The organism is Desulfobacula sp. (assembly GCF_030611305.1).
GTDB lineage: Bacteria > Desulfobacterota > Desulfobacteria > Desulfobacterales > Desulfobacteraceae > Desulfobacula.
In genome coordinates this window covers 19,134-44,735 of record NZ_JAUWQB010000003.1, presented here as the reverse complement: position 1 = coordinate 44,735, position 25,602 = coordinate 19,134, and the positions used below count along the sequence as shown (strand labels likewise).

General features: G+C 41.3%; 20 protein-coding genes. 16 read left to right on the top strand and 4 right to left on the bottom strand.

All coding sequences use genetic code 11. The features are described 5' to 3' along the window. Nucleotides 1–47 precede the first annotated feature (47 nt). Genes QAI40_RS01080 through QAI40_RS01070 form a run of 3 tightly spaced genes read left to right on the top strand, consistent with a single transcriptional unit; the run spans nt 48 to nt 9,909 of the window. A complete protein-coding gene (locus QAI40_RS01080) occupies nt 48–1,469 on the top strand; it encodes an RNA-binding domain-containing protein (protein WP_299976278.1) in 1,422 nt (473 codons plus the stop codon). Beyond that, the gene (locus QAI40_RS01075) at nt 1,466–7,768 is read left to right on the top strand and encodes a DEAD/DEAH box helicase (protein ID WP_299976275.1); all 6,303 of its coding nucleotides are present in this window, start codon (nt 1,466–1,468) and stop codon (nt 7,766–7,768) included. The genes QAI40_RS01080 and QAI40_RS01075 overlap by 4 nt, the downstream gene beginning before the upstream one ends. 11 nt (nt 7,769–7,779) lie before the next feature. Then, complete coding sequence (locus tag QAI40_RS01070; RefSeq protein ID WP_299976272.1) at nt 7,780–9,909, top strand: UvrD-helicase domain-containing protein; 2,130 nt, start codon at nt 7,780–7,782, stop codon at nt 9,907–9,909. A 162-nt stretch (nt 9,910–10,071) separates the two neighbouring features. Here the strand turns inward: QAI40_RS01070 and ubiE are convergent, their stop codons facing one another. After that, entirely contained in the window at nt 10,072–10,773 is a 702-nt protein-coding gene (gene ubiE / locus QAI40_RS01065; RefSeq protein ID WP_299976269.1) for a bifunctional demethylmenaquinone methyltransferase/2-methoxy-6-polyprenyl-1,4-benzoquinol methylase UbiE, read from the bottom strand. 103 nt (nt 10,774–10,876) lie between these two features. On the opposite strand from ubiE, the gene dnaJ reads away from it, so the two are divergent. Together dnaJ and queD are read left to right on the top strand one after the other, a co-directional pair. Continuing rightward, nucleotides 10,877–11,977: a molecular chaperone DnaJ gene (dnaJ, locus tag QAI40_RS01060; protein ID WP_299976266.1), complete on the top strand. Its 1,101-nt coding sequence runs from the start codon at nt 10,877–10,879 to the stop codon at nt 11,975–11,977. A gap of 21 nt (nt 11,978–11,998) precedes the next feature. After that, nucleotides 11,999–12,394, top strand: a complete 396-nt coding sequence (gene queD, locus QAI40_RS01055; RefSeq protein ID WP_299976263.1) for a 6-carboxytetrahydropterin synthase QueD — start codon at nt 11,999–12,001, stop codon at nt 12,392–12,394. Nucleotides 12,395–12,417: 23 nt separating this feature from the next. On the opposite strand, the gene QAI40_RS01050 is transcribed toward queD, so the two are convergent. Then, nucleotides 12,418–13,800, bottom strand: a complete 1,383-nt coding sequence (locus QAI40_RS01050) for an NAD(P)/FAD-dependent oxidoreductase (RefSeq protein WP_299976260.1) — start codon at nt 13,798–13,800, stop codon at nt 12,418–12,420. 214 nt (nt 13,801–14,014) lie between these two features. On the opposite strand from QAI40_RS01050, the gene tmk reads away from it, so the two are divergent. Genes tmk through QAI40_RS01035 form a run of 3 tightly spaced genes read left to right on the top strand, consistent with a single transcriptional unit; the run spans nt 14,015 to nt 15,327 of the window. Continuing rightward, the gene (tmk, locus tag QAI40_RS01045; RefSeq protein WP_299976257.1) at nt 14,015–14,656 is read left to right on the top strand and encodes a dTMP kinase; all 642 of its coding nucleotides are present in this window, start codon (nt 14,015–14,017) and stop codon (nt 14,654–14,656) included. Between the two features lie 20 nt (nt 14,657–14,676). Next, nucleotides 14,677–15,102, top strand: coding sequence for a DUF3842 family protein (locus tag QAI40_RS01040; RefSeq protein WP_299976254.1), 426 nt, complete (start codon nt 14,677–14,679; stop codon nt 15,100–15,102). Between the two features lie 21 nt (nt 15,103–15,123). Further along, complete coding sequence (locus tag QAI40_RS01035; protein WP_299976251.1) at nt 15,124–15,327, top strand: CooT family nickel-binding protein; 204 nt, start codon at nt 15,124–15,126, stop codon at nt 15,325–15,327. A gap of 77 nt (nt 15,328–15,404) precedes the next feature. On the opposite strand, the gene gltA is transcribed toward QAI40_RS01035, so the two are convergent. Further along, on the bottom strand, nt 15,405–16,817 hold the full coding sequence (gltA, locus tag QAI40_RS01030) for an NADPH-dependent glutamate synthase (protein ID WP_299976248.1): 1,413 nt from the start codon (nt 16,815–16,817) through the stop codon (nt 15,405–15,407). A gap of 35 nt (nt 16,818–16,852) precedes the next feature. After that, a complete protein-coding gene (locus QAI40_RS01025) occupies nt 16,853–17,686 on the bottom strand; it encodes a sulfide/dihydroorotate dehydrogenase-like FAD/NAD-binding protein (RefSeq protein WP_299976245.1) in 834 nt (277 codons plus the stop codon). Between the two features lie 423 nt (nt 17,687–18,109). Here QAI40_RS01025 and hmcA point away from each other — a divergent pair, with 423 nt between their 5' ends. The 8 genes from hmcA to divK are packed head-to-tail and all read left to right on the top strand — an operon-like array spanning nt 18,110 to nt 25,586. Continuing rightward, on the top strand, nt 18,110–19,675 hold the full coding sequence (gene hmcA, locus QAI40_RS01020; protein ID WP_299976242.1) for a sulfate respiration complex hexadecaheme cytochrome HmcA: 1,566 nt from the start codon (nt 18,110–18,112) through the stop codon (nt 19,673–19,675). Between the two features lie 35 nt (nt 19,676–19,710). Next, complete coding sequence (gene hmcB, locus QAI40_RS01015) at nt 19,711–20,826, top strand: sulfate respiration complex iron-sulfur protein HmcB (RefSeq protein WP_299976239.1); 1,116 nt, start codon at nt 19,711–19,713, stop codon at nt 20,824–20,826. Continuing rightward, the gene (gene hmcC / locus QAI40_RS01010; RefSeq protein ID WP_299976236.1) at nt 20,827–21,996 is read left to right on the top strand and encodes a sulfate respiration complex protein HmcC; all 1,170 of its coding nucleotides are present in this window, start codon (nt 20,827–20,829) and stop codon (nt 21,994–21,996) included. A 20-nt stretch (nt 21,997–22,016) separates the two neighbouring features. After that, complete coding sequence (hmcD, locus tag QAI40_RS01005; RefSeq protein WP_299976234.1) at nt 22,017–22,148, top strand: sulfate respiration complex protein HmcD; 132 nt, start codon at nt 22,017–22,019, stop codon at nt 22,146–22,148. 29 nt (nt 22,149–22,177) lie between these two features. After that, complete coding sequence (hmcE, locus tag QAI40_RS01000) at nt 22,178–22,855, top strand: sulfate respiration complex protein HmcE (RefSeq protein ID WP_299976231.1); 678 nt, start codon at nt 22,178–22,180, stop codon at nt 22,853–22,855. A gap of 39 nt (nt 22,856–22,894) precedes the next feature. Next, nucleotides 22,895–24,283: a sulfate respiration complex iron-sulfur protein HmcF gene (hmcF, locus tag QAI40_RS00995; protein WP_299976228.1), complete on the top strand. Its 1,389-nt coding sequence runs from the start codon at nt 22,895–22,897 to the stop codon at nt 24,281–24,283. Between the two features lie 34 nt (nt 24,284–24,317). Next, on the top strand, nt 24,318–25,217 hold the full coding sequence (locus QAI40_RS00990) for a universal stress protein (protein WP_299976225.1): 900 nt from the start codon (nt 24,318–24,320) through the stop codon (nt 25,215–25,217). A 15-nt stretch (nt 25,218–25,232) separates the two neighbouring features. Next, nucleotides 25,233–25,586, top strand: a complete 354-nt coding sequence (divK, locus tag QAI40_RS00985) for a DVU0259 family response regulator domain-containing protein (RefSeq protein ID WP_299976222.1) — start codon at nt 25,233–25,235, stop codon at nt 25,584–25,586. Nucleotides 25,587–25,602 lie beyond the last annotated feature (16 nt).

The following is a 25,602-nucleotide window of genomic DNA, read 5'->3' as shown; positions in this document are numbered from 1 at the left end:
GAACATCTCAAGAATCCCGCAAATAGGGGCTAAAGCAGGGGAATCATATGGATTTTAAAAATTTAAAAGAATCCCGGAAGGTTGAATTTAAATCAACCTTTGGAAAAGAAGTGATTATCACTTTGGTGGCCTTTGCCAATACCAGGGGTGGAAAGGTTATCCTGGGCCTGGATGATAAAGGGAAGGTCAAAGGTATTGAGTTGGGAGCTGAGACAGAACAAAAATACCTCAATGACATCAAGACATCTACCTATCCCCAGCTTCTTCCCCATTCTGATACTTATGAAGTTGACGGCAAGACCATATTGGTACTTGAGATAAATGAATATCCTGTAAAGCCGGTTGCTTATAAAAACAGATATTACAAGCGGGTTAAAAACAGCAATCACATGTTAAGCCTGGAGGAGATCGTTGACCTTCGGCAGCAGAGCCTTGATATCTCCTTTGATGCCCATATAGTTGATGAAAGCCTGCCTGATCTTGATACAACACTCATGGAAAAATTCATTGAAAAGGTGAACTCCAAAGGACGGATAAGCCTTCTCGATGACATGGCGACCAATATGACCAAGCTTAAATTCATCAAAGCCGGCAAAACCACTCTTGCCGGTATGCTCTTATTCGGGAATCACGGGTATTCAATTCATATTGGCCGTTTTAAAGCAGAAGATACCATTATAGACGATCTTTTGATTAAAGCACCGCTTTTGACTGCTCTTGAAGAGGCAATGATTTTTATTAAAAAACATATCAATCTTTCCTATGAATTTGACGGGAGCCTTGAGCGTAAGGAAGTATGGCAGTATCCCTTAGACGTGATCAGGGAATTTTTATTAAATGCTGTGGTGCACAGGGATTATAAACACTCCACTGATATTGTGATTAAAATCTTTGATAACCGGATCATCTTTTCAAATCCTGGAACCTTATTCGGCAAGCTTACCCTCAAGGACCTGGAAAAGGATGATTATATCTCTTCCATCCGGAATAAGATTGTGGCAGAAGCCTTTTTTTTGACAGGAGATATTGAAAAATACGGCACCGGGTTTATTCGCATCAGAAAACAACTTAAAGAATTAAAGACAGCGACCTACAAAATCAGTGAGATTGGAGATTTTTTCAGGGTCGAATTATTGGATACACGGTCATACGACCTGGAAAAAGACCCTGTAAAAGAGTCTAACGACCTAGAAAAAGACGTAAGAAACATCACAAACGACGTAAGAAAAGACGTAAGAAACATCACAAACGACGTAGAAAAAAAAATCAGTCTGTCCAAAAATCAAATCTTGATTTTAAAGAGCATAAAAAAAAATAGAAAACTTACCCAGGAAAATTTGTCTGAAATTGTAGGAATCACTTTGAGAAACATACAAAATAATATGGAAAAACTAAAAAAAATGGGGGCGTTAAAAAGAGTTGGTTCTACAAAGGGCGGATATTGGAAAGTGCTGGTGAAGCTCAAATGATACCATCCATACTCTCACAACAGTTAAAACAAGGCGTAGAGGATTTTTTAAAGACCACCTTTCCTGTGTCCACGCCATTTTTCCACGGGATTGTTGATGACTTGTTATCTGAAGATGACAAGGTGTTTAAAGGCCCTTATTTGTCTGTCCAGCTTCCGTTTAAAAAAGGGTCGGGCAGGCCGGATTATTTTATTGATGTTCCCATGAGTTTTGCACCCCATCTTCATCAGGAGCAAATCTTTGAACGTCTTTCAGGGGAAAAACCAAGATCCACCATTGTAGCTACGGGAACCGGTTCCGGTAAAACAGAAAGTTTTTTATATCCTGTGCTCAATTTTTGCTATCAGCACAGGGGTGAACCAGGAATCAAGGCTATTTTTATTTATCCCATGAATGCACTTGCCACTGACCAGGCCGGACGGCTCGCCACGGCCATATACGACAATCCAAATCTGAAAGGGATGGTCACGGCAGGGCTGTATGTCGGTCAGAGTGAAAAAGAACCCCACATGGTGATGGGTCAGGATTTTATCATCACCCACAAAGAGACATTAAGGGCAAACCCACCGGATATTCTGCTGACAAACTATAAAATGCTGGACTATCTTCTCATACGGGCAAAAGATTATCCATTGTGGTCACAGGCAGTACCTGAAACCCTTCAATTCCTGGTTGTTGATGAACTGCATACATTTGACGGGGCTCAAGGCTCTGATCTTGCCTGTCTTGTCCGAAGGTTAAAAGCCCGTCTGAATACACCAAAAGATTTTTTATGCTGTATCGGAACATCAGCTACTCTTGGCAGTGAAGAACAAAAGGATTGTCTTGTTGAATATGCCCGGGAAGTGTTTGGGGAACCGTTTGATGAAAATGCCGTGATCACTGAATCCAGAATTTCACCCGGTGAATTTTTAGAAAAGAGTATGATCACACGGGTAGATCTTGTCGCCCCTGACTTGATGGACAGATTAAACCCTGGAGTCTACGACAATTTCAAAGCTTATGCCCTGATGCAGTATCAGCTCTGGTTTGATGAAATCATTTTGGAAAAAGATTTTGAAGATATGGAGTGGCGGTTTGAACTGGGTGAAAAGCTCAAGGGCCACAGTTTTTTCCAGAACCTGCTCAAGGTACTCAAGGGTGAAAGCAAAAGCTATGGGGACATATTGTTTGAGCTGGAAAAATGTACTGCCGATTTAAAATCGCTTGCCCCGGCGCATAAAATAAATCTTTTCGCAAGTCTTCTGACCCTTGTCTCCATTGCACGAATCAAAATAAATGATACGATTTTTCCCTTTCTTCATGTCAGGTATCAACACTGGATGAGGGAGCTTCGGCGCATGGTGGGTGAGGTTTCGGCAAAACCCTGTATCAATTTTGCTGATGATCTGAATGAAGAGCAGCTGAAAAAGCATTTGCCCCTTATCCATTGCAGAGATTGCAACAGCATGGGATGGGCCGGTCTTAAACGGGAAATGGATAATGAGATTAATCCGGATCTTCAATCATTTTATATTGCCTTTTTTAAGAATGATCCTAAAGTGACTTTTATTTTTCCGGAAAAGAAAAATTCGACACAGTTCTTCATGGATGGACTATTCAACAGCCTTTGCACGGATTGTCTTCATTTGGTTTCAGGCTCAGATAAAAAAGACTGCCCCAATTGCGGCGGCAGCAAAATGATACCTGTTTTCATCCCAAACACGAAAATCCGAAGGAACGACCGAATCTTTGGTACGCACAATTGCCCTTATTGCGGGGGATATAACAGCCTTACCATTCTCGGATCAAGGGCGGCCAGCCTGACCAGTGTGCTGATTGCTCAATTGTATTCTTCCACTTTTAATGATGACAAAAAGCTTTTAACTTTTTCAGACTCTGTACAGGATGCAGCCCATCGAGCCGGTTTTTTTGAGGGAAGGACATTCCGTTTCAATTTTAGAGGTGCTTTGCAGCATTTTATTGAGGATACAAAAGAGATATCTCTTGATCAGGTGTCTGAAAAATTTATCAGGTACTGGTCGGATAAAATGGATGAGAACAGGTTTATTTCAACGTTTCTTGCGCCAAACATGGCATGGCTTCCAGACTATGCTAAATTAAAAAAGGATGGAATTCTTCCCAAAGGTTCCGACCTGAAACATCAGGTACATAAGCGGATCGAATGGGAAATATACAGCGAATATGGTTTTAGAACCCGCATCGGGCGTACCCTTGAAAAAACAAGTTCATCCATTGTCCATGTCAATCCTGTCCTGCTTGATGCAATGTCCCAAAAGCTTTTAGAAATATTGAAAAATGAAATCGGCGGTTTTGAAAAATTAAACACAAAGAGTGTGAAACTGTTTCTTTCAGGATTTCTAACACACCTGAAAAATGTAGGCGGACTTTATTATACAGAGCTGGATGCTTTTATAGAACGATGGGGCGAGCCCTATATTATCAACCGGATTCCCTGGATGCCGAATTTCAGTATTAATGCCAGGACGCCTGCGTTTCTGACTGCAAAAAAATCATATCGGTTTGATCAGATTTTCAGTAAAAAAAACAGCCGCATGACCTGGTATGAATTCTGGGCGGATAAATGCTTTTCTCCTTTTTATCCCCTTGTGGGAGAGCTGATACGTTCAATTTATGAATTCACACTGAAAAGCCTTGTTGAGGATAAAATTTTATATGAGCATAAAATCAATAATGAGCCGGTATGGGGAATCTATCCAAAAAGTTTTAATGTAAGCAAAGATGTTATCCAGTTTACCTGCAGGGAATGCAGTCACAACCTGTCTGTCTCATTGCAGGAACAAACTTTCTGGGAGAATGCTTATTGCATCAGGCAAAATTGCCCGGGAACCTACACCTTGATGGATACCGGGCCTGATTATTATGGGAAATTATATGCGTCAGGAGATATAGAACGGATATTTGCAGCAGAACATACAGGTCTTCTTGAAAGAGATGTAAGAGAAACCCTTGAGAAAGATTTTAAGAGAAAAGATCGAAACCCCTGGGACCCCAATCTTCTATCATGTACCCCCACCCTTGAGATGGGGATTGATATTGGTGATCTTTCCTCGATCATACTTTGTTCTGTACCTCCAGCCCAGGCAAATTATCTCCAGAGAATCGGCAGGGCCGGAAGAGAAAATGGAAATTCACTGAATTATACTGTGGCAAATGCAAGCCCCCATGATCTTTATTTTTTTGCAGACCCCAAAGCCATGATTTCAGGTCAAATCGAACCTCCGGGCATTTTTTTAAATGCTTCGGCAGTACTTGAGCGGCAGTTCACAGCATTTTGCTTTGACAAGTGGGTTGAAAACGGTATCAGTGATAATGCGATTCCACAACAACTCAGGCATGTTTTGAGCAATCTTGTACCTGTTGATATCAATAAATTTCCCCATAGTTTTTTAAATTTCATTGAAACTAACCAGACCATTATCCTTGATGAATTTATTCAATTGTTTTCAAAAACTTTAACTTCGGAGTCCATTTTGTTTCTTAAAAAATTTGTCCGGGGTAATGATGAGAGTGAGGGAAGCCTTGCATACCGGATCATTGATCAGTTGGCTTACCATTACAAGGCAAGAGAGTCTCTTAAAAAGAAAGTCTATGCGCTAAATGCCAAAATCAGAAAGAAAAAGAGAGAAAAGGCAAAAGACAAAAATTATGAAAAAGAGCTTGGAGAGCTTGTTATTGAAAAAAAAGGGCTTCATTCACTTGTCACACGGATTAATGATAAACATACCTTAAATTTTTTTACAGATGAAGGACTGCTGCCGAATTATGCATTCCCCCAGGCCGGTGTCATGCTTCGTTCCATCATTCACAGAAGAAAGGCAAAGACTCAGGAGCAAGGCAGCAATTACGACATATTCACCTATGATTTTGAAAGACCGGCTGTGAGTGCCATCAGTGAGCTTGCACCAGCCAGCACTTTTTATGCTGGTGGCCGCAAAGTGGTGATCGACCAAGTTGATTTGTCCGTTTCGGAAGTTGAAATATGGCGGTTGTGCGACAAGTGTTCGTTTATGGCCATTGAAGGTACTATCTCTGAGTATTCATCCTGTCCCCAGTGTGGAAGTCCATTGTGGTCAGATGCAGGCCAGAAAAGAAATATGCTGAGGATGCGGCAAATGTTTGCCACGACCTCTGATAGAGAGAGTCGTATCAGTGACGATAATGATGAACGAAATACAAGTTTTTTCAATAAACAGATGGTTGTGGGGTTTAAAGAAACAGATATAACAGATGCGTACAAAGTAAAAACAGATGACTTGCCATTTGGTTTTGAATTTTTATCCAAAGCAAATTTCAGGGAAATTAATTTTGGAGAAAAGGAGGAAATCGGTGAGAAAGTAAGTATTGCAGGTTTGGAGCTGCCCAGAAAGGGTTTTTTAATCTGCAAATATTGTGGGAAAATTCAAGATAGAAAAGGTGAGATTAAACACTCCTTAACCTGCCCGTCACGCAAAAAAGATTCAGAAAAAAATCTTGCTGATTGTGTCTATTTGTATAGAGAATTTGCATCTGAAGCTATCATGATGTTATTGCCCATTATATCCCTTGAAAGCTCGGATAAAAAACTCCATAGTTTTATTGCTGCATTGCATCTCGGGCTGAAACAGATGTTTGGCGGCAATATTGACCACATCCAGACGGCGCTGCATGAAGAGCCGGTTGCAGGCTCAAGTCATAGAAAACAATTTATTGTTATTTACGATACCGTTCCCGGCGGTACGGGTTATTTGAAACAATTGATGCGGAGCAAAAAACCATTGATGATAGTTTTTGAAAAAGCCATTGAAGTTCTAAAATCCTGTTCCTGTAACCAGAATCCTGAAAAAGACGGATGTTACAAATGTCTTTTTGCTTATCGCAGAAACTACACCATGTCCGGGACATCCCGGGATACAGCAATTGAGATGCTGTCTGAGATCTTGAAGTACAAGGATCTTTTAATCCAGACAAAAACCTTGAAAGATATCAAGATCAATTCACTTTTTGACAGTGTTCTTGAGGCCCGTTTTATTGAGGCCTTAAGAAGGGTAAAAAAAGAAAACCTGCCGGTTTCGCTTAAGAAAGAAGTGGTCAATGGAAAACCAGGATATTTTTATAAAATTGGTGACAGAGCCTGGTATATTGAATTGCAGGTTGATTTAGGGCAGCCGGACGGTGTTCTGGTTAAATCAAGGGCGGATTTTGTATTCAGGCCAGCCCGTGCCAGGGAGGGGCTTCAACCCATTGCTGTTTTTACCGATGGATTTGCTTTTCATAAAGACCGTATTGGAAAAGACATGCATCAAAGGTGTGCAATTGCACAAAGCAATAATTTCTATGTATGGTCATTGTCCTGGAAAGATATTGAAAATCAATATAAAAATCAGAACTCGTTTTTTGAAAATTATACCCATATTCAAAAAGAAGAAAAGATTTTAAAATATAATCAACTGACTGAACTATACGAAATAAAAAATTTAAGAAAAACAAATAATATTGACAGCTTTGAGTGGCTGATTCGTTTTTTAGTTAATCCAGATGCTGAAAAGTGGAGCTGTCATGCTTTTATCCACGGCCTGATTCATCTTGATAATGTCACATATGGAACGTCCGAGGGTGAATCAAAATGGTTTGAAAATTTAGAAACAAGATTTCCTGTAGAGGTAAACGAGATTATTAAAGATGCTTTTGAAGTTAAGCAGGATCAATGGTTTTATGGTTTGTTCCAGCCAAAGTTAAAAAATAGTTTTTTACAAATCAGTATTGCTGTTCAGAAAGATGCGATTCAGACAAATAAGGCATCTGAAATGTATATTGCCTGCAGACTGGAAGATCTTGATGAATTTCAGGAGAACAAAGAATTTGAAGTGGCCTGGAATGGATTTCTTCGCTTGTATAATCTTTTTCAGTTTATTCCACACTCGTATTTCATAACCGGGCAGGATATGGCCAATGGTGTTGCATACAAAGGATTTAGAGATACAGAACCAGAAGATGTTTCTGGGACGAAGAGTGAGTGGGACGAAGTTTTTGAGTTAGTAGATCCTGCCTTGCATAAACTTATAAAACAACTGGCTGAAATGAACTGCTCGGTCCCGGAAGCCGGATTTGAGCTTGTTGATGGGAAAGGACAAATTGTCGCAGAAGCAGAACTGGGCTGGATTGAAAAGAGAGTGGCATTTTTATTATCCAGCCAGATTGAATTTACATCGATATTTCAAAAAGCAGGCTGGAAAGTAGCAATGATAGATGACGTTTTAAATAATAAAGCAGAATATATCGATTTGCTTAGTGATTAGGAGGAATGAGTATGGCTGGTCCTATAAATAAGATCAAAGTGGCAATTGCTTCTGATTTTCTATTATCTTTTTCAAAAATACCAAGAAAACAACAGGCCAAAGTGATGGATTTTGTAACAAAATTCAGATCAAATCCAAGTCTGTCAGGTATAAATTATGAAAAAATCATGAATTCAAAAGATAAAAATATGAGATCTGTTCGTATTGATAATACTTACAGAGGAATTGTGCTTAAACCTGAAAAAGGGAATGTTTATGTACTTCTCTGGGTGGCCCATCATGATAAAGCATACAAATGGGCTGAAAATAAATTTTATAGGATACACCCTGAGACCGGGAGTCTGCAGGTTATCGAGATAGAAGAGGCAGCCAAAGAAAAGCCAATCAGCCATGATACTAAAAAAGCATTGTTTGACAATATTCGGGACAGACATCTTTTAAAACTCGGGCTTCCAAAATTGCAGATACCACTTATCAGAAGCTTGGAGACCGTTGGAGAGCTTGATCAGATATCAACTCAAATACCCCAGGAAGCATATGAATCTCTTTTTTTTCTTGCTGAAGGGTTTTCTTTGGAAGAAGTGCTTCAGGAAATAGAATCTACTGAGAAAACAAAGGCTGTAGATACAGATGATTTTAGTTCAGCCCTGGAAAACCCGGATTCACGCCGCAGGTTTTATATTGTTGAAGATGACCTGGAACTTGCAGCCATATTAAATGAACCCTTGGAAAAATGGCGGATTTTTCTTCACCCTTCCCAGCAGAAACTCGTTGAGCGTAATTGGAATGGTCCGGTTCGGGTCCTTGGTGGTGCCGGCACCGGGAAAACAGTTGCTGCCATGCACCGGGCAAAATGGCTTGTCCGAAATAAGTTTACAAAAGATAAAGACCGAATTTTGTTTACAACATTTACCCGGAACCTTGCTGCTGATATTCAGGAGAACCTGTCAAAAATTTGCACAAAGGATATGATGCGCAGAATTGAGGTCGTTAATTTGGACAGGTGGGTATCCCGATTCTTAAATAAAAATGGATATGATTACACAATTGATTACGGCAATCGAACCAGATCTCTCTGGAATAAAGCATTGGATTTAGTCCCTGCAGATCTTGATTTTGATTTGTCTTTTTACAGGGAAGAATGGACGCGGGTAATCCAGCCCCAGGCAATTACTTCTTTTGAAGAATACATAAAAGCCTCCCGTGTCGGCAGAGGAACACGGTTGAGTCGAAAGATACGAAAACTGGTTTGGACTGTATTTGAGGAATATCGAATTCTACTCAACGAAGAAGGCCTTCGGGAAGGGGATGATGCAATGAGAGATGCCAGGCTGTTACTCCGGGAAAAGGAGCAGAACCTTTCCTATCGTTCAATAATTGTGGATGAAGCCCAGGATATGGGGGTGCAGGCTTTTAAACTTATACGACAAATAATTCCGCAGGAGACTAAAAACGATATATTTATTGTCGGTGATGCTCACCAGCGTATTTATAAACACAGGGTTGTGCTTGGGCAGTGCGGCATCAAAATTATTGGGCGGGGAAGAAAACTTAGAATAAATTACCGTACAACCGATGAAACACAGAAGTGGGCTGTGGGCCTTTTAAAAAATATTAAGGTCGATGATCTTGATGGGGGGGATGATGATCAAAAAGGGTATAAATCACTGCTTCATGGTTCATCGCCCGAAGTAAAATTTTTTGACACATTTCAAGAAGAAATTGATTATATAACCCAATACCTTCAACAGATGAACAAAGATGATATTCAGATAAAGGAAATTTGTCTGGTTGCCAGAACGAACAACCTTATAAACCAATACAAAAATGTTATTGAAGATAAAGGTTTTGAAACATATTTAATAAAGCGGACTGAAGCCGAAGATCAAAATGCTCCCGGGCTTAGGCTTGCCACAATGCATAGAGTCAAAGGCCTTGAATTTGACAGAGTTATCATTGCCGGGGTGAATCAGGGAATTGTCCCCTTTGAAAGTTCAAATATCCAAACATATGATCCAGTGATTAAGCAAGAGGCTGAGGTTCATGAAAGGGCATTGCTTTATGTTGCAGCTACCAGAGCAAAGAAGGAAGTTATTGTAACAAGTTTTGGATCACCAAGTAAATTTATAATGGCAGTATAATGAGGAGAAGGCCCCTAATTGGTCACCCACTGGGTGACGTATCTGAACAAAAGGCAATTGGAATTGCAAAATCACTCCCTGTTTTATGAACGGCTTATGGCAGAAGCAGGGGATATTGAGAAATGGTTAAAATACAGCTAATATATGTGTCAAAAGGATAAATTAAGGTTTATTGCCGACAAACAGAGTTACAATTCCAAATGTCATTTGTTTGAATCGGATGTTTTTAAATCCTGCCTGTTTCATGATTTTTGAAAATTCTAGAGGGGTGGGGAACTTTAATACAGAGTCGGGCAGATAACTATATGCATTATTGTCTTTTGAAAAAAAGGAGCCGATCATAGGCAATATTTTTTGAAAATATAGAAGGTAAAATGAACGGAGAATCCCTTTTTCAGGTGTGGTTAATTCAAGAACCGCAAGCCGTCCCCCGCTTTTTAAAGCATCAAAAAATTCTTTGATGGCCCTTTGCCGATCCATGATGTTTCTGATACCAAAGGCAATAAATACAGCATCAAAAATATTATGCTGAAAAGGGAGATTAAGAGCATCCGCGTTCAAGATAATTATGTTTTTTTTGTCCTGGTTTATTAATTTTTGTTTTCCAAGTCTTAACATGCCAAAGGAAAAATCAAGCCCGAAAATTTGGGGATGACCCATGAGTTGAGAGCTTACCTCCAAAGCCACATCACAGGTTCCGCAGGCCACATCCAGAACCCGGCTGTTTTTTTGAAGATTTGCAGCCTTTACCATCTGGGTTCTCCAGGCAATGTCCTGCCGCATACTTAAAAGGCGGTTTAAAAAATCGTATTTTGGTGCAATGCGGTCAAACATGTCTTTTACAAAATCAAGTTCTTTATTCATCGTTGACAACCTGGATTTCTGAGTTAGTTTAAGATATTTATCAAGGCAGGTTGGAAAAATATCATAATAAAGGGAAGAATACAATAGAATGGTTGGAGCCCAGATGACTGAAAAACGTGACTATTATGAAATACTTGGCGTTGCAAAAGATGTTTCAAAGCCGGAATTAAAAAAAGCATATCGGAAGCTTGCCATTAAATACCATCCAGATAAGAACCCGGATAATAAAGAAGCAGAAGAAAAATTCAAAGAAGCATCTGAAGCCTATGAAGTGATCAATGATGATAGCAAACGCCAGATTTATGATCAATTCGGTCACCGGGGGCTTGAGGGTGCCGGTCATACAGGCCCGAGCGGGTTTGAGGATATTTTTTCAAGTTTTGGTGATATTTTTGAAGATTTTTTTGGATTTGGTTCAGGAGGCAGTCGTGGTAACAGGGTTAGAAAAGGTTCTGATCTTCAGTATAACATGACCATAGATTTTATGGAGGCTGCCTTTGGTACTGAAAAGACCATTTCTATTCCAAAAATGGATATATGCGAGGTTTGTAAAGGGTCAGGATGTCAGGAAGGCTCAAGCCCCGAGACCTGTTCCCATTGTCATGGCTCAGGACAGTTTATTCAGAGCCAGGGTTTTTTCAAGGTAAAAACAACCTGTCCTTATTGTAAGGGCCAGGGGCGCATTATCCCGAATCCCTGTAGAAAATGCAGAGGGGCCGGCAGGGTCGAGATAACGCGGAAGGTTCAGGTTAAGATCCCGGCAGGAGTGGATGTCGGATCAAAACTTCGGCTGTCCGGCGAGGGAGAAGCTTCGCCTTCTTCTGAAGGACCTTCCGGGGACCTTTATGTGGTGATCAATGTCAAACCCCATAAGTTTTTTCAACGGGATAACATGGATATTATCTGTGCCATTGACATCTCTTTTATCCAGGCAGCTCTTGGAGATGATATTAGGATTCCAACCCTTGTGGGTGAGGAAAAATTGAAAATTCCAAAAGGAACCCAGTATGGGGATGTTTTCAGACTGAGAGGTGAGGGGATTGCCTCGCTTAGAAGCGGTCGAAGAGGCGATCAGATTATTAAAGTGATCATAAAAACACCAAACAGGTTGAATCAAAAGCAGGTAAAATTGCTAAAAGAGTTTGACAAGCTTGATTCAAATAAAATATCAAACAAACTGAAAAATCTATTTAAGAACCTTTAAGGCATTTAAAGGACAAAAATAATGTTTGAACTCAAAGTAAAAAGTCATTTTGCAGGTGCCCATCAATTGACCATGGTGGGGGAAAAATGTGAAAATTTGCATGGGCATAACTGGCATGTAGAAGTCTGTGTTACAGGGGAAAAGTTGAATTCAGCAGGAGTGCTTGCTGATTTTGGTGATATAAAAAAGGCTGTGAGAAAGGTTGTTGAAGGAGAGCTGGATCATAAATTTTTAAATGAGCTCGAAATATTTGAGGGAATGCAGCCCACATCAGAGCGCATTGCCGTATATATTGCTCAAAGAGTCCAGGCCCTTTTAGATCAGGACCTGGAAAAAGATATAAGGGTGTCAAAACTCATGGTCTGGGAATCGGATGATACTTGCGCCACTTATTTTCCAGAGAGTATTGGGAAATAAATTTTATATTTTGGCTTCTATCGCTAGTCACAACTCATTTCAATAATCCGTTTAGCCGGAATGATGCCTGTTGCTGCGGCAGATACGATGTTGCCTGCCACGCCCGGTCCATCCCCTGCCACATACATTCCCTTAATGGCAGTCTCAAGATAATTGTTTGTTTCCACCTGTGTGGCAAAAAATTTTATTTCCGGTGCATAAAGCAGGGTTTCATCGTTGGCAACACCCGGAATAACTAAATTTAAGGATTCCAGACCTTCCCTCAGGTTTGTCAGAATTCTTTCGGGCAGAGCCATGGCAATATCGCCACAAACCACATTGGTCATGGTCGGTTCAATATACCCTTTGCCGATTCTGTTCCAGGTTGAGCGCCGTCCTCTCTTTAGATCTCCAAATCTTTGCAAAATAGGTTTCCCACCGCCGATAATGGTGGCCAGTTTTCCAATGGACTCGCCATAGGCCTGGTTGTCGGTGACCGGCTCGGTTAAAACCACCTTTGAAAGAAATGCAAAATTTGTATTTGCTGATTTTTTATCTGAATAGGCATGGCCGTTTACACAGACAAAATCAGTATAGTTTTCAAGGGTAATAAATCCACCCTGATTGGTGCAAAAGGTCCTGGTCTGGTCATCATAAGTGGATGTCTGAATAAAAAAAGTGGGATCATAAATAATATTGCAAAGATCCTCCATGATGTCATTATGGACTTCAACCCTGACCCCGACTTCTATCCCCCTCTGGCTTAAATTAATTTTGTGTTTCCGGGCAACCCGGGCCATCCATTTTGCACCGATTCTTCCCGGTGCAAGAATAACATTGGCTGCCTTGTATTCAGCTTTATCCGTTATAACACCCCGGATATGGCCGTCTTTTTTAAGGATATCAATGACAGTCTCTTCGGTTTTTATTTTAACCTCTTTTGTCTGAATATATTCTGCCATTCCGGCAATAAAGCGGGGCAGATTATCAGATCCTAAATGCTTTTGTTTGATCAGCAAAAGATCAATTCCAAACCGCTTTGCCTCTTTTCGGATCTGTTTTGCCTCTTTCATGTCGGTGGGGAAAACAGTCCCGTCCATTTTAAATTTCGTAAAAATTTTTTCTGTCTCATCAATCAGGTCTTGGGCAGAATCCATCGGCATAAATTGGGTTAAATCCGTTTTGCCAAGCCGTGGGATGAAATTGAGCTTTCCATCGGAATAAAGACCGGCACCGCCGATCCCGGACAGAATGTTGCAGGGATCACACTGGATACATTTTTGGAGATTATGATTTGGACATTTTCTTTTTAAAGGACTTTTGCCTTTTTCGATTAACAATACATTCAACTTGGAATATTCTTTTAAATGATAGGCCGCAAAAAGCCCGGCAGGTCCACCGCCCACGATGATTACATCATACTTCATATATCACCTAAATATTTAAAATTAGAATCATACTTTAATAAACCGGTTTCATAAGGATAGCAAGACCTCTTTTTATGTCAAATACTTGTAAAGAAATCCGTATATTGTTATAGATTGTGTTCCGGTGGATGAACCGGTAATGTGAGCGGAAGAAAATCAGGTTCTCCTTCTTACTGGAGAATCTTCAATAATTTGGAAGTATGGGATTTACAAATTGGGTAATAAAACTAACGGCAGATTTATTGTTTTTGAAGGAATTGACGGGTCTGGAAAAAGCACTCAGATAAAGAAGATATCAAAGCGGCTGGAAGCATTTGGTTATAAAGTCTATTCGACATTTGAACCCACTGACGGACCTGTCGGATCATTAATCCGGCAGATGCTTTCAGGAAAAGTCCCGACTGATCAAAGAACCATTGCCTCTCTTTTTGCAGCGGACAGAACAGATCATCTGGTGAATAAAGTGAGTGGAATCCGCCATAAAGTCGATCAGGGTGAGATTGTATTATGTGACAGGTATTATTTTTCATCATACGCGTATCATGCCCAATATATCGATATGAAATGGGTGATCCATGCAAACGCCCTGAATGCAGAGATTTTAAGGCCTGATGTGACAATTTTTATTGATGTTGATCCTGATATTTGTCTTGAAAGAATAAAAAACAGCCGCAGCAATTTTGAAATGTATGAGAAAATAGATATCATGAAAAAAGTCAGGGCCAGCTATTTTAAAGCCTTTGATGCATTAAAGGACCTTGAGAAAATTGTCATCATTGATGGAAACAGCACCAAGGGGAAAGTCGAAGATGCGATTTTAAATGAAGTCAAAAAGGTATTGAGTGAAATAAAATAAACTAAAGGCAAATAACAGGTATGAGAGTGAACAAGCAAAAAAAAGTTTGTGTCATAGATGGTCAGGGGGGTGGAATCGGATCCACAATTATTAAAAAACTCAAAGAACGGTTTGAAGAGAGAATAGAAGTTTTTGCCCTGGGAACCAATGCCATTGCTACGGCTCAGATGTTAAAGGCAAAGGCAAACAAGGGGGCTTCCGGCACTAATGCAATTGTTCAGACTGTGAAAAAAGCGGATATCATTATCGGGCCTGTGGGGATTATCATGCCCCATGCAATGATGGGAGAGGTGACCCCCTTGATGGCAGAAGCCGTATGTTCTGCCGATGCAAAAAAAATTCTTCTGCCGTTGACCCAGGAAAACCTGAAAATTGTTGGGGTGAGCGATCTGCCCCTGCCTCAACTGGTGGATGAATTATTGGATAAACATTTATCTTTTTTATAATATACGAGGAGAGAAGGCGTTATGTGCGAAGCAAATGCATATTTACTTGAAAATGACGGCAAGCCTGGCGAGCCTAATGAAACACTGTTAATGGAAGCTGTTGACAAGGTTGAACCGGAGGAAAACGGTATCCTTCTTATTTCTATCTTTGGCGAGCAAAAATTTATCAAAGGCCATATCCACGCATTGTCACTGGTGGATCACAAGATATATATTAAACAATAGAAAATTGTTATAAAAATAAGGTTAACCATTGAAAAAAAATTCAATGGTTAACCTTTAGTCTTGTTATGTCTTATGAGTTACCAGCCCAGGGTCAGGTAATCGTGCATTGAAGTGGCAGCCTTTCTTCCGGCACCCATGGCCAGAATAACTGTCGCAGCGCCGGTTACAATATCTCCACCTGCCCATACACCTTTCTTGGATGTTTTCCCGTTTTCAGGATCGGCCACAATATTACCCCATCTGTTAAGGGAAATATCAGGTGTTGAATTTGTCAGCAGAGGATTGGCGTTTGAACCAACGGATACAACCACAAGATCGCAGTCAAATTTATATTCAGAGCCTTCAATGGGTATGGGCCGTCGTCTGCCTGAATCATCCGGCTCTCCAAGTTCCATTTTAAGGCATTCCATTCCTGTCAGGCGACCATTCTCATCTCCAAAAAATTGAGTGGGATTGGTCAGAAGAACAAATTCAATCTTTTCTTCTTCAGCATGATGAAGTTCTTCTTCCCTTGCCGGCATTTCGTTACGGGATCTTCTGTAAACGATTTTTACAGAGTCCGCTCCAAGCCTCATGGCTGTTCTTGCCGAGTCCATGGCAACATTTCCTGCCCCTAAGACAACCACATTTTTACCCCGGGCAACGGGGGTGTCATATTCAGGGAAAAGATACCCTTTCATCAGATTGGTACGGGTCAGGTACTCATTTGCTGAATAGATGCCGATCATGTTTTCTCCGGGAAGGTTCATGAACATTGGAAGACCAGCTCCAACTCCGATATATGCAGCATTATACCCTTCTTCGAAAAGCTCATCAATGGTGACGGAAGCTCCGACCACGGAATTGCATTCAATGTTTGCACCCATTTTTTCAAGTGTGGCAACTTCTGAGGCAACAATCTCTTTTGGAAGCCTGAACTCAGGGATTCCATATACCAATACTCCGCCGGGTTTGTGGAATGCTTCAAAAATTGTGACATCATGCCCTTTGAGTAAAAGGTCTCCGGCAACAGTAAGGCCGGATGGGCCGGAACCTATGACGGCTACTTTCTTGCCGGTTTTTTTAGCGACAACAGGGGATTCTCCTGAGCCGTTTTGCCTTTCCCAGTCAGCTGCAAATCTTTCAAGATATCCAATGGCTACAGGCTCACCTTTTTTGCCCACAATACATTTTATCTCGCATTGTTCTTCCTGGGGACAGACACGTCCGCAAACAGCCGGAAGTGCATTTGTTTCCCATAATTTTTTTGCAGCGCCTGAAAAGTCATTTTCAGCAATCAGTTTAATAAACTCTGGTATTTTAACAGAAACCGGGCATCCTTCTATACATAGCGGCTTTTTGCATTGAAGACATCTTGAGGCTTCAACCATAGCCATTTCCGGGGTAAGCCCCAGGGGAACTTCTTCAAAATTTCTTCTTCTTACATTGGGATCCTGTTCAGGCATTTTTGCCCTTGGCACCTTTATTTTTTTTGGTTTCTTATCTGCCATTTATTCCTCCATATATACAACCATGATGGTATATTTTATTGTGCTTTACATTTCTCATAGGCGTCATAGCTTGCCTTTTCATCATCAAGATAAGAAGCAAGACGCTTGGCCAGTTCATCAAAGTCTACTTTATGACCGTCAAATTCCGGGCCATCCACGCAGGCGAATTTAGTATCATTACCTATAGTTACGCGGCAGCAGCCGCACATGCCTGTGCCATCCACCATAATCGGGTTAAGGCTGACAAGGGTTTTGACATTCTTTTCCTTGGTGATAAGGCTACAGAATTTCATCATGGGGATAGGGCCTATGGCAACAACAAGGTCAATCTCTTCTTTTTCCAGGACATCTTTTAATACATCGGTCACAAATCCATGGTGGCCATGAGAACCGTCATCTGTACAGATATGCAGCGTATTGGATGCAGCCTTCATTTTTTCTTCCATGATCAAAAGATCATAGCTTCTGGCACCCAATATGGTAGTAACTTCATTGCCTGCTGCTTTAAGAGCCTGGGCGATGGGGTGAAGAACTGCGATCCCGGTTCCGCCGCCGACACAGACAACTTTTCCAACTTTTTCAACATGGGTGGGCTTTCCAAGAGGGCCAATCAGGGCGTAATATTCATCACCAACCTTTAAATCTTTAAACCGGGCCGTGGATTTTCCAATTACCATGTAAATAATTGTGATTGTACCTTTGTCCGGATTTGTGTCTGCCATCGTCAAAGGGATGCGCTCTCCTGTTTCATCGGCTTGAAGTATCACAAATTGACCGGGTTTGGCTTTTTGTGATATGCGGGGTGCTTTTATTTCGTTAAGAATAATGGTTCCTTGAGCCATCTCTTCACGATTTACAATTTTTGCCATTCCTTCCTCCTGTTCTATATATCTATATTCTAATCAGCATTCGGTTGAAAAAGTCAATTCAGTTTGTGCCCGAATTAAAAGGGTTAATTTTACTCAGAAAAATTTAATAAAATCAAGTAGAAAAGATGCCAGTCGGGCAGAAAAGATGCCCAGGAATAAAAAATAAATAAAATGGCAGATTTAATATCAACTGACATTTGGTCCAACCCGCCTGAAAGAACAATGAAATTGATGGTCAGAAAATGATTCAGGCTGGAAATTTTATTTGGTAACTTCTTGATATAATAATAATTTTTATAAATATATAGAGAGCGATCATTTTTTCTATTGACTTAATCATAGAAAAACAGTAGGAAATAATCCGATTAATTTGGTTGGGTTTATTGGAATTGAGTTTTTAAAAATCAATCAGGGGATTGAACCATGTCAAAAGTTAAACCATTTCAGCTGATTATTCTTGCGATGATTGTCTTATCCATTTTGTTTCCCTTAATAGGGCAAAGCACTACTAAAAAGAGCAATGATGATAAAAGACTGGATCGTATCAATATTCAGCTTGGGGCGGAGTTAAGCAAAAATGAAATGCCGGCAGTCGGTTTTCTGCATGATCTTCACACCCAGGCTGTTGATGGGAAATGCACAGCCTGTCATATTGAAAAAGAGGGTGGTTTCGTCTTTGAATTCAAAAGGACAACCGAAAAAGCGTCCATGGATTCTTATCATGCCGAATGTATTGCCTGTCATGTGGAGAAAAAAGCATCCAACGAAAAAGCAGGACCTGTTACTGCTGATTGCCGATCCTGTCATGCTACAACAAAGCCCATGGGATCCTCTTGGGAAGAAATCAAGTTTGACAAATCATTGCATTTTATCCATGAAAGTTCAGACCAGATTAAGGGTATGGACCCTTCAATTAAAGAAAATTGCAGTAGTTGTCATCATAAATATAATGAGAAAACAAAAGAGATTTTTTATATCAAAGGCGAGGAAGAATCCTGTTCTTATTGTCATAAATCAATAAAACAAGACGACATCAGGCCCATTCAAGAAGCCTCTCATGATGCTTGTGTAAAATGTCATCAAACCTTCAAAGACCAAAAGATTACTGCCGGCCCTACAACCTGCGAGGGTTGTCATGATAAAGGAAAGCAGCAAAAGATAAAAAAAGTTGTTGATATTCCCCGGCTCAAACGAAGCCAGCCGGACGAAGTTGCTATTACAGGTTGGGAGACTGGCAGTAAAGCGACAAAAAATTATATGAACGGTGTCGCGTTTAATCACAAAGTCCATGAAACAAGAACTGAAAGCTGTAAGGCATGTCACCACGAAACATTGAAAAAATGTAATGACTGCCATAAGACGGACGGAGGAGATTCAAAAGGCGGATTTGTCAGTCTTGCACAAGCGATGCACAATCTGGATAACACCAGGAGTTGTATCGGCTGCCACAAGGAATTTACAAAAAGCTCGGATTGTGCCGGCTGTCATTTTCAGGCACCCGCTGAAAAGGATAATTCCGACTCATGTAAAACATGTCATAATTTGCAGCAGGCGCAGCTTGAGGCCATGGAACCCGGGGAAGTTGCAAGAAAGGCGTTAACCGATCTTTCTTCAGATTATAACCTTGTTTTAGAAGACAAGATTCCTGAGGAAATCGTTATTGATGTGTTGGCCAATGAGTATAAACCCAGTCAGTTTCCACACCGAAAAATGGTTCAGGCTATATTCTTAAGAGTTGAGAAAAGCGATATGGCTAAGGCTTTTCATAAAGACCAGGCAGGGCTGTGTATGGGATGCCATCACAATAGCCCTAAAACGCTTGAGCCTCCCAGATGCGCATCCTGTCACAGTAAAAAAGGCCCGGATTCGGATGGCAGACCGGGATTGAAAGGTGCATATCATGGCCAGTGCATAACCTGCCATCAGAAAATGGAAGTTAAATCCGTTGCAGCAACCGACTGTGTCAAATGTCATGAAGAAAAGAAATAGAATATTCAAAGGATACAAATAATAAGGGTAAAATTATGGCTATTTCTCGTAGAAAGTTTTTGGGTTCATTTGGAGCGGCTATCGGCGCCACCACAACTGGTTCCCTGACAAAAGCCTATGGTGCCGCAAACAAACATTTCAAGGGATATCCGGGAAGTTCCGGAGTTCTGCATGACACAACCAAGTGTATTGGATGCAGAAAATGCGAACAGGCCTGCACCAAGGTAAATGATTTACCACAACCTGAAAAATCGTTTGAGGATTTAAGTGTTCTCGATAAAAAGAGGCGTACCCAGGCATATGAATATACCGTTGTTAACCAGTTTCAGGCCAAGGAAAAAGTCTTTGTAAAAAAACAGTGCAACCATTGCCTTGAGCCTGCATGTGCCTCTGCCTGTTTTGTTAAGGCATTTAAAAAAACACCGGCAGGACCGGTCGTGTATGATGATTCTCTCTGTGTGGGATGCCGGTATTGCATGGTAGCATGTCCTTTTGAGATTCCAGCCTATGAATATGATAAAGTCCTTACTCCCAGGGTGACTAAATGTACCATGTGCGCTCCCCGGTTAGAAGAAGGTAAACTTCCGGGTTGTGTGGAAGCCTGTCCCAGGGAAGCATTGATTTTTGGAGAAAGAGAAGCGCTTATAAAAATTGCAAAAATCAGAATTCAAAAACATCCTGATCAATATGTTGACCATGTATATGGCGAATATGAAATGGGCGGGACAAGCTGGCTTTACCTTTCCGGGCAACCGTTTGAAACCATTGGCATGAGAGAGGATTTGGGAACAAAATCAGCCCCTGAACTTACCTCGGGACCGCTTTCGGCTGTTCCAATCGTTGTCGGACTTTGGCCGGTATTATTGACCGGAGTATATGCCATTTCCAAGAGAAAAGATAAGATAGCCAAAGAAGAAAAAGATGAAGCATTGCAAGAGGCAAGAGTTCAGGCCAATGAAGAAATGAATCAAAAGATAGAAGAGCTCAGAGAGAAAATGACCAAAGAGAAAACTGCTGCAATCAATTTTGAAATAAAAAAAGCTCTTGAAGAAGCTGCAAAAGAAAAAGAAGCCGAAGCCGGGGAAGAACAGGACTCAAAAACGACTGAGAAGCTTGAAGATTCCGAAGATAAAGGTAAACAGGAGGAATAGATGGATTTGGATAACAGGATTCCTGAAAATTCAAAATTTACTGTGTTTAATGTGGTGACAGGTATCATCCTTGCGGGTGGACTTGTGTTAACCATTCTCAGGTTTACGATGGGCCTGGGTGTGGTGACCAACCTTGATAACAATAACCCCTGGGGGATATGGATCGGATTTGACCTGCTGTGTGGTGTCGCCCTTGCAGCGGGCGGTTATGTAACATCTGCGGCATGCTATCTCTTTGGACTGAAGCGGTTCCATTCAGCCGTCCGACCTGCTATTTTAACCGCATTTTTAGGTTATGCCCTTGTTGTTCTGGCCCTTCACTATGATGTTGGCCGTCCCTGGCGTTTGCCCTATCCAATATTCTATTCCCAGGGAACCTCTTCACTCTTGTTTGAAGTGGGACTTTGCGTGTTCCTTTATATTACCGTATTGTTCATCGAATTCAGTCCTTCTGCCATGGAATGGCTGGGGTTCAAGAAGCTACGCAATTGGGTGGTAAAATTAACCCTGTTGTTGACGATTTTCGGGGTCATTCTTTCCACCCTTCACCAGTCGTCTCTGGGTGCTCTTTTTATGATTGCGCCGTCAAAGCTTCACCCATTATGGTATTCGTCCTATCTGCCGGTATATTTTTTCATCTCCAGCATGTTTGCCGGCATGTCCATGGTTATTTTTGAAGGAAGTCTTGCACACCGCTATCTTAAACACAAAATGGATGAAACTCATTTGAGCGAAAGTCGCGGGGTTGCCTTCGGATTTGCCAAAGCGGCGTCATTCGTGATGATGGGATATGTTTGTATCAAGATCATCGGCCTTTCCATAGACGACAACTGGCATTATCTCTTCACAGGCTGGGGACTCTGGTTTCTTTTGGAACTGGTCGGATTTGTCCTTTTCCCTGCCATTTTATATGCTGTGGGTTCAAGGGAAAAGAACCTTGTGCTGGTTCGGCTGGCATCAATCTGGACGGTTCTGGGAATCGTACTGAACAGACTCAATATTTCCGTTGTAGCATTTAACTGGCATCTGCCCTCTGCTGAAAGGTATTGTCCAAGCTTTATGGAAATATCCACTTCTGTTTTTATCGTTACCCTGGGAATTGTGGTTTACAAATTTATTGCAACCCGGATGCCTATTCTTCATGAGCACCCTGATTACAAGGCCCATTAGAAGGGATAAAGGAGGATACTTTGGAAAATATTATTTTTACACTTCAGGATTTTATGACACATACCAAAGGAATAACGTATATCATTATGGGTGGGATTCTTGTTTTTATGCCGCTTTTCTGGAAATTCCTGACGGACAGAGAAGATGATTAGAGTTAATTTATTATATGGAGGATTAAACAATGCATGATCTTTTAACAGGCTTATTCTTCTGGATAGCTCTGGGAGTCTGTTTGATTGGAATGATTGTACGATTTATCATGTATTTCAAAGGCCTAAGCTGGCGGTTGGACAGGGTGGCGTATACCTCGTACCCGGCTGCGGGATTTAAGGGGGCTGTCCGGTCTATCTATAAATGGCTGATTCCTTTTGGAACATATGGATGGCGTACTCAGCCGTTCATTACCGTTGCCTTTTTCGGATTCCATATCGGAGCTGTTATGATTCCTCTTTTTCTGTTGGGGCATAGCCTGTTTCTTAAGGAAAAACTGGGAATTTCATTTTTTACTTTAAACGCTACTTTTGCGGACATATTAACTTGGACTGTGGTTGTCAGCGCCTTTTTTCTTGTGTTAAGACGAATGGTTCTTCCCGAGGTCAGGATAATGACCACACTCTATGATTATTTTATTTTACTTATATCCATTGCTCCTTTTATTACAGGTCTTCTTGCCCGGTATCAGGTCGGAGATTATTCATTCTGGCTGAATATGCATATTTTTTGTGGTGAGCTCCTTTTGATAGCCATACCCTTTACCAAGCTGTCACATGTCTTTTTGTTTTTTGCATCCCGTGCCCAGCTTGGAATGGATTTTGGAATTAAGAGGGGAGGAATGAAAGGGACAAAAATGGCTTGGTAGGCAATACCCGGCCCACCTAAGCTTTAAGGAGAATGATCCATGCCCGAAGGAAAATTTTGCAATAAAAAACCCATAGATACAGCAGAAGGCATTAATGAGCTGCTGTCAGATACCAGTGGGAATAACTACTATAAGGAAATGGAGAAACTGGAAATTGATTCTGACCTTTTGTGGAAAACCATACAAAATACCTGTAAGTCACGTATAAGAACCTGGCTTGAGATCTGTGCCCATTGCGGAATGTGCGCCGAATCCTGTTTTCTTTACCAGGTCAATGGCCGTGATCCCAAACAGGTACCGGCGTATAAGATTCAGTCAACCCTTGGTGAAATCATACGAAAAAAAGGAAAAGTAGACAATAAGTTCATGCGGGATACCATGGAGGTTGCATGGGCAAAATGCACCTGTTGCAACAGGTGCGGAACGTATTGTCCCCATGGGATTGATACGGGCATCATGTTTGGTTATCTTAGAGGTCTGTTGTACCAGCAGGGGTTTGTGCCATGGGAGTTGAAAATCGGTGCGGGAATGCACAGGGTGTACAGAGCGCAAATGGATGTCACAGATGAGGACTTTGTCGATACCTTTGAGTGGATGGTTGAGGAGTATGAAGATGACTATCCCGGGCTCACCGTTCCAGTTGACGTGGAAGGCGCCGATATCATGTACACAGTGAACGCAAGGGAAGTAAAACACTATCCCGAAGACCTTGCCGAAGCTGCTATCCTGTTCCATATAGCAGGTGAGAACTGGACGGTTCCATCAAAAGGATGGGAGCAGACAAGCCTTGCCATGTTTGCCGGTGACTGGGCTGCCTGCAAGATGCAGGTGGAAACTGTGTATGAGGCCATGGAAAGATTAAAACCTGTCAGGATGGTTGGAACTGAGTGCGGTCATGCCCACAGGGCAACCGTCATTGAAGGACCCTACTGGGCCGGACGAAAGAATGGTCAGCCGCCGGCTGAATCTATTCATTATGTAGAATGGCTGGCAGAAGCACTCAATACGGGAAAACTTAAAATTGACCCCCACAAAAGGATAAAAGAACCTGTAACACTTCAGGATTCATGCAATTACATAAGAAATCATGGCCTAAAGAAAGCAACACGAGATATTATGAAGCATATTGTTGAACCCGGATATTTTATTGAGATGTCCCCCAACAAAGAGCATAATTATTGCTGCGGCGGAGGCGGTGGGTTTAATGGTATCGGTCTTTTCAGGAAGCAGCGAAACATAGCGCTTATTACAAAGAGGGACCAGATCCTGGCTACCGGAGCAAAGCTTGTCTTAGCGCCCTGCCATAACTGCTGGGATGCCATAAGAGATCTTGAAGAAGAATATGAGATCGGTATCCGATGGTCGTTTTTAAAACCAATTGTAATAAAAATGCTGGAAATTCCAGAGCATTTACAACCCGAGGAATAGGGCCTTTTGATTATTTAATGAAATGGGGTTTGATATGTTTAAAAAAATTTTATTTGCAACATCCGCTACCGCTGCCAGCGACCATGCTGCAAGGGTTGCCTTTAACATTGCGAAAAGTTACCAGTCTAACTTGAATATTTTTCATGTTATGGGGGTCCCTACAAGGGGATACAGCCAGGTTGTCGTGGATGTAAAAACCAAAGAAGAAGTTAGTGTTGATGAAGATTATATCGCCTGGGTGACTGAAGAGATTAAAACCTATTATGAAAAATACCTGGATGAAAGTCTTAAATACTCAATTGATGTTGCAGTGGGACTGCCGGCTCGTGAAATATTAAGACAGGCAAAAACCATGAAACCGGATTTGATTCTGCTCGGCGGAACCACAGGGGACGAAGATGAAACGGTTTACAAAAAAAGCCTGGCAGGATCAACCCTTCAAAAAGTAGCCAAGGCAGCCAATTGTCCTGTTCTTGTTGTGAACAGACCTGCAGCCTCCTTTTGGGGAGGACTGTCCAATATTGTTTTTGGTACGGACTTTTCAAAAACTTCAGACAAGGCATTTGATTTTGCAATAAAGGTTGCCAAAGCTCTTGATTGTGAACTCAGTGTCTTTCACGCCCTTGATATTACCCCCTTGCATACCGGTAAAATGTTAAGCCAGGATGAAATTGAGCAGCAGATAAGAGAATCACTAAGAAAGATTCGGGCAAGGTATGAGTCCCGGTTAAAAGAGCTGAAAGGCTACTCCATGGATGTTTGGGAAGGTATTCCTTTTATAGAAATTGTTAAATATGCAAGGGATAAACATGCCGACCTGCTCATTATGGCTCATCATTCAAGGAAAGTCCCCTCGGGAGACATAAGATTGGGGGGAAATGTAGAACAGGTTATTGTCAGGGCGGGCTGTCCGGTAATAAGTATAAACAAATAAGAATCAGAGGATGTTATGAAAAAGAAAATTCTGGTGATTGATGACGATTTGAATATTAGAGATTATCTTGTTTCCCTGTTTAATGATAATGGTTATGACGCCTGTCTTGCCGGGGATGTAAAAGAAGGGCTTAAGGTAGCAAAAAAGAATAAGCCGGACCTTATTACTCTGGATATCGAAATGCCGGGAGAATGGGGGCCACGGCTTTACCGTCAGCTTTCACAGGACCCGCAGCTTAAAAATATTCCCGTCATTGTTATCAGTGGTCTTTCAGGTCATCAGTACGCAGTTGTCAAGGCAGTCGCTTCTCTTTCAAAACCTTTTGACCGTGATGAACTGCTGAAAATTGTAAAAGAAACACTTACTTGATTTAGGTATTTTTAAT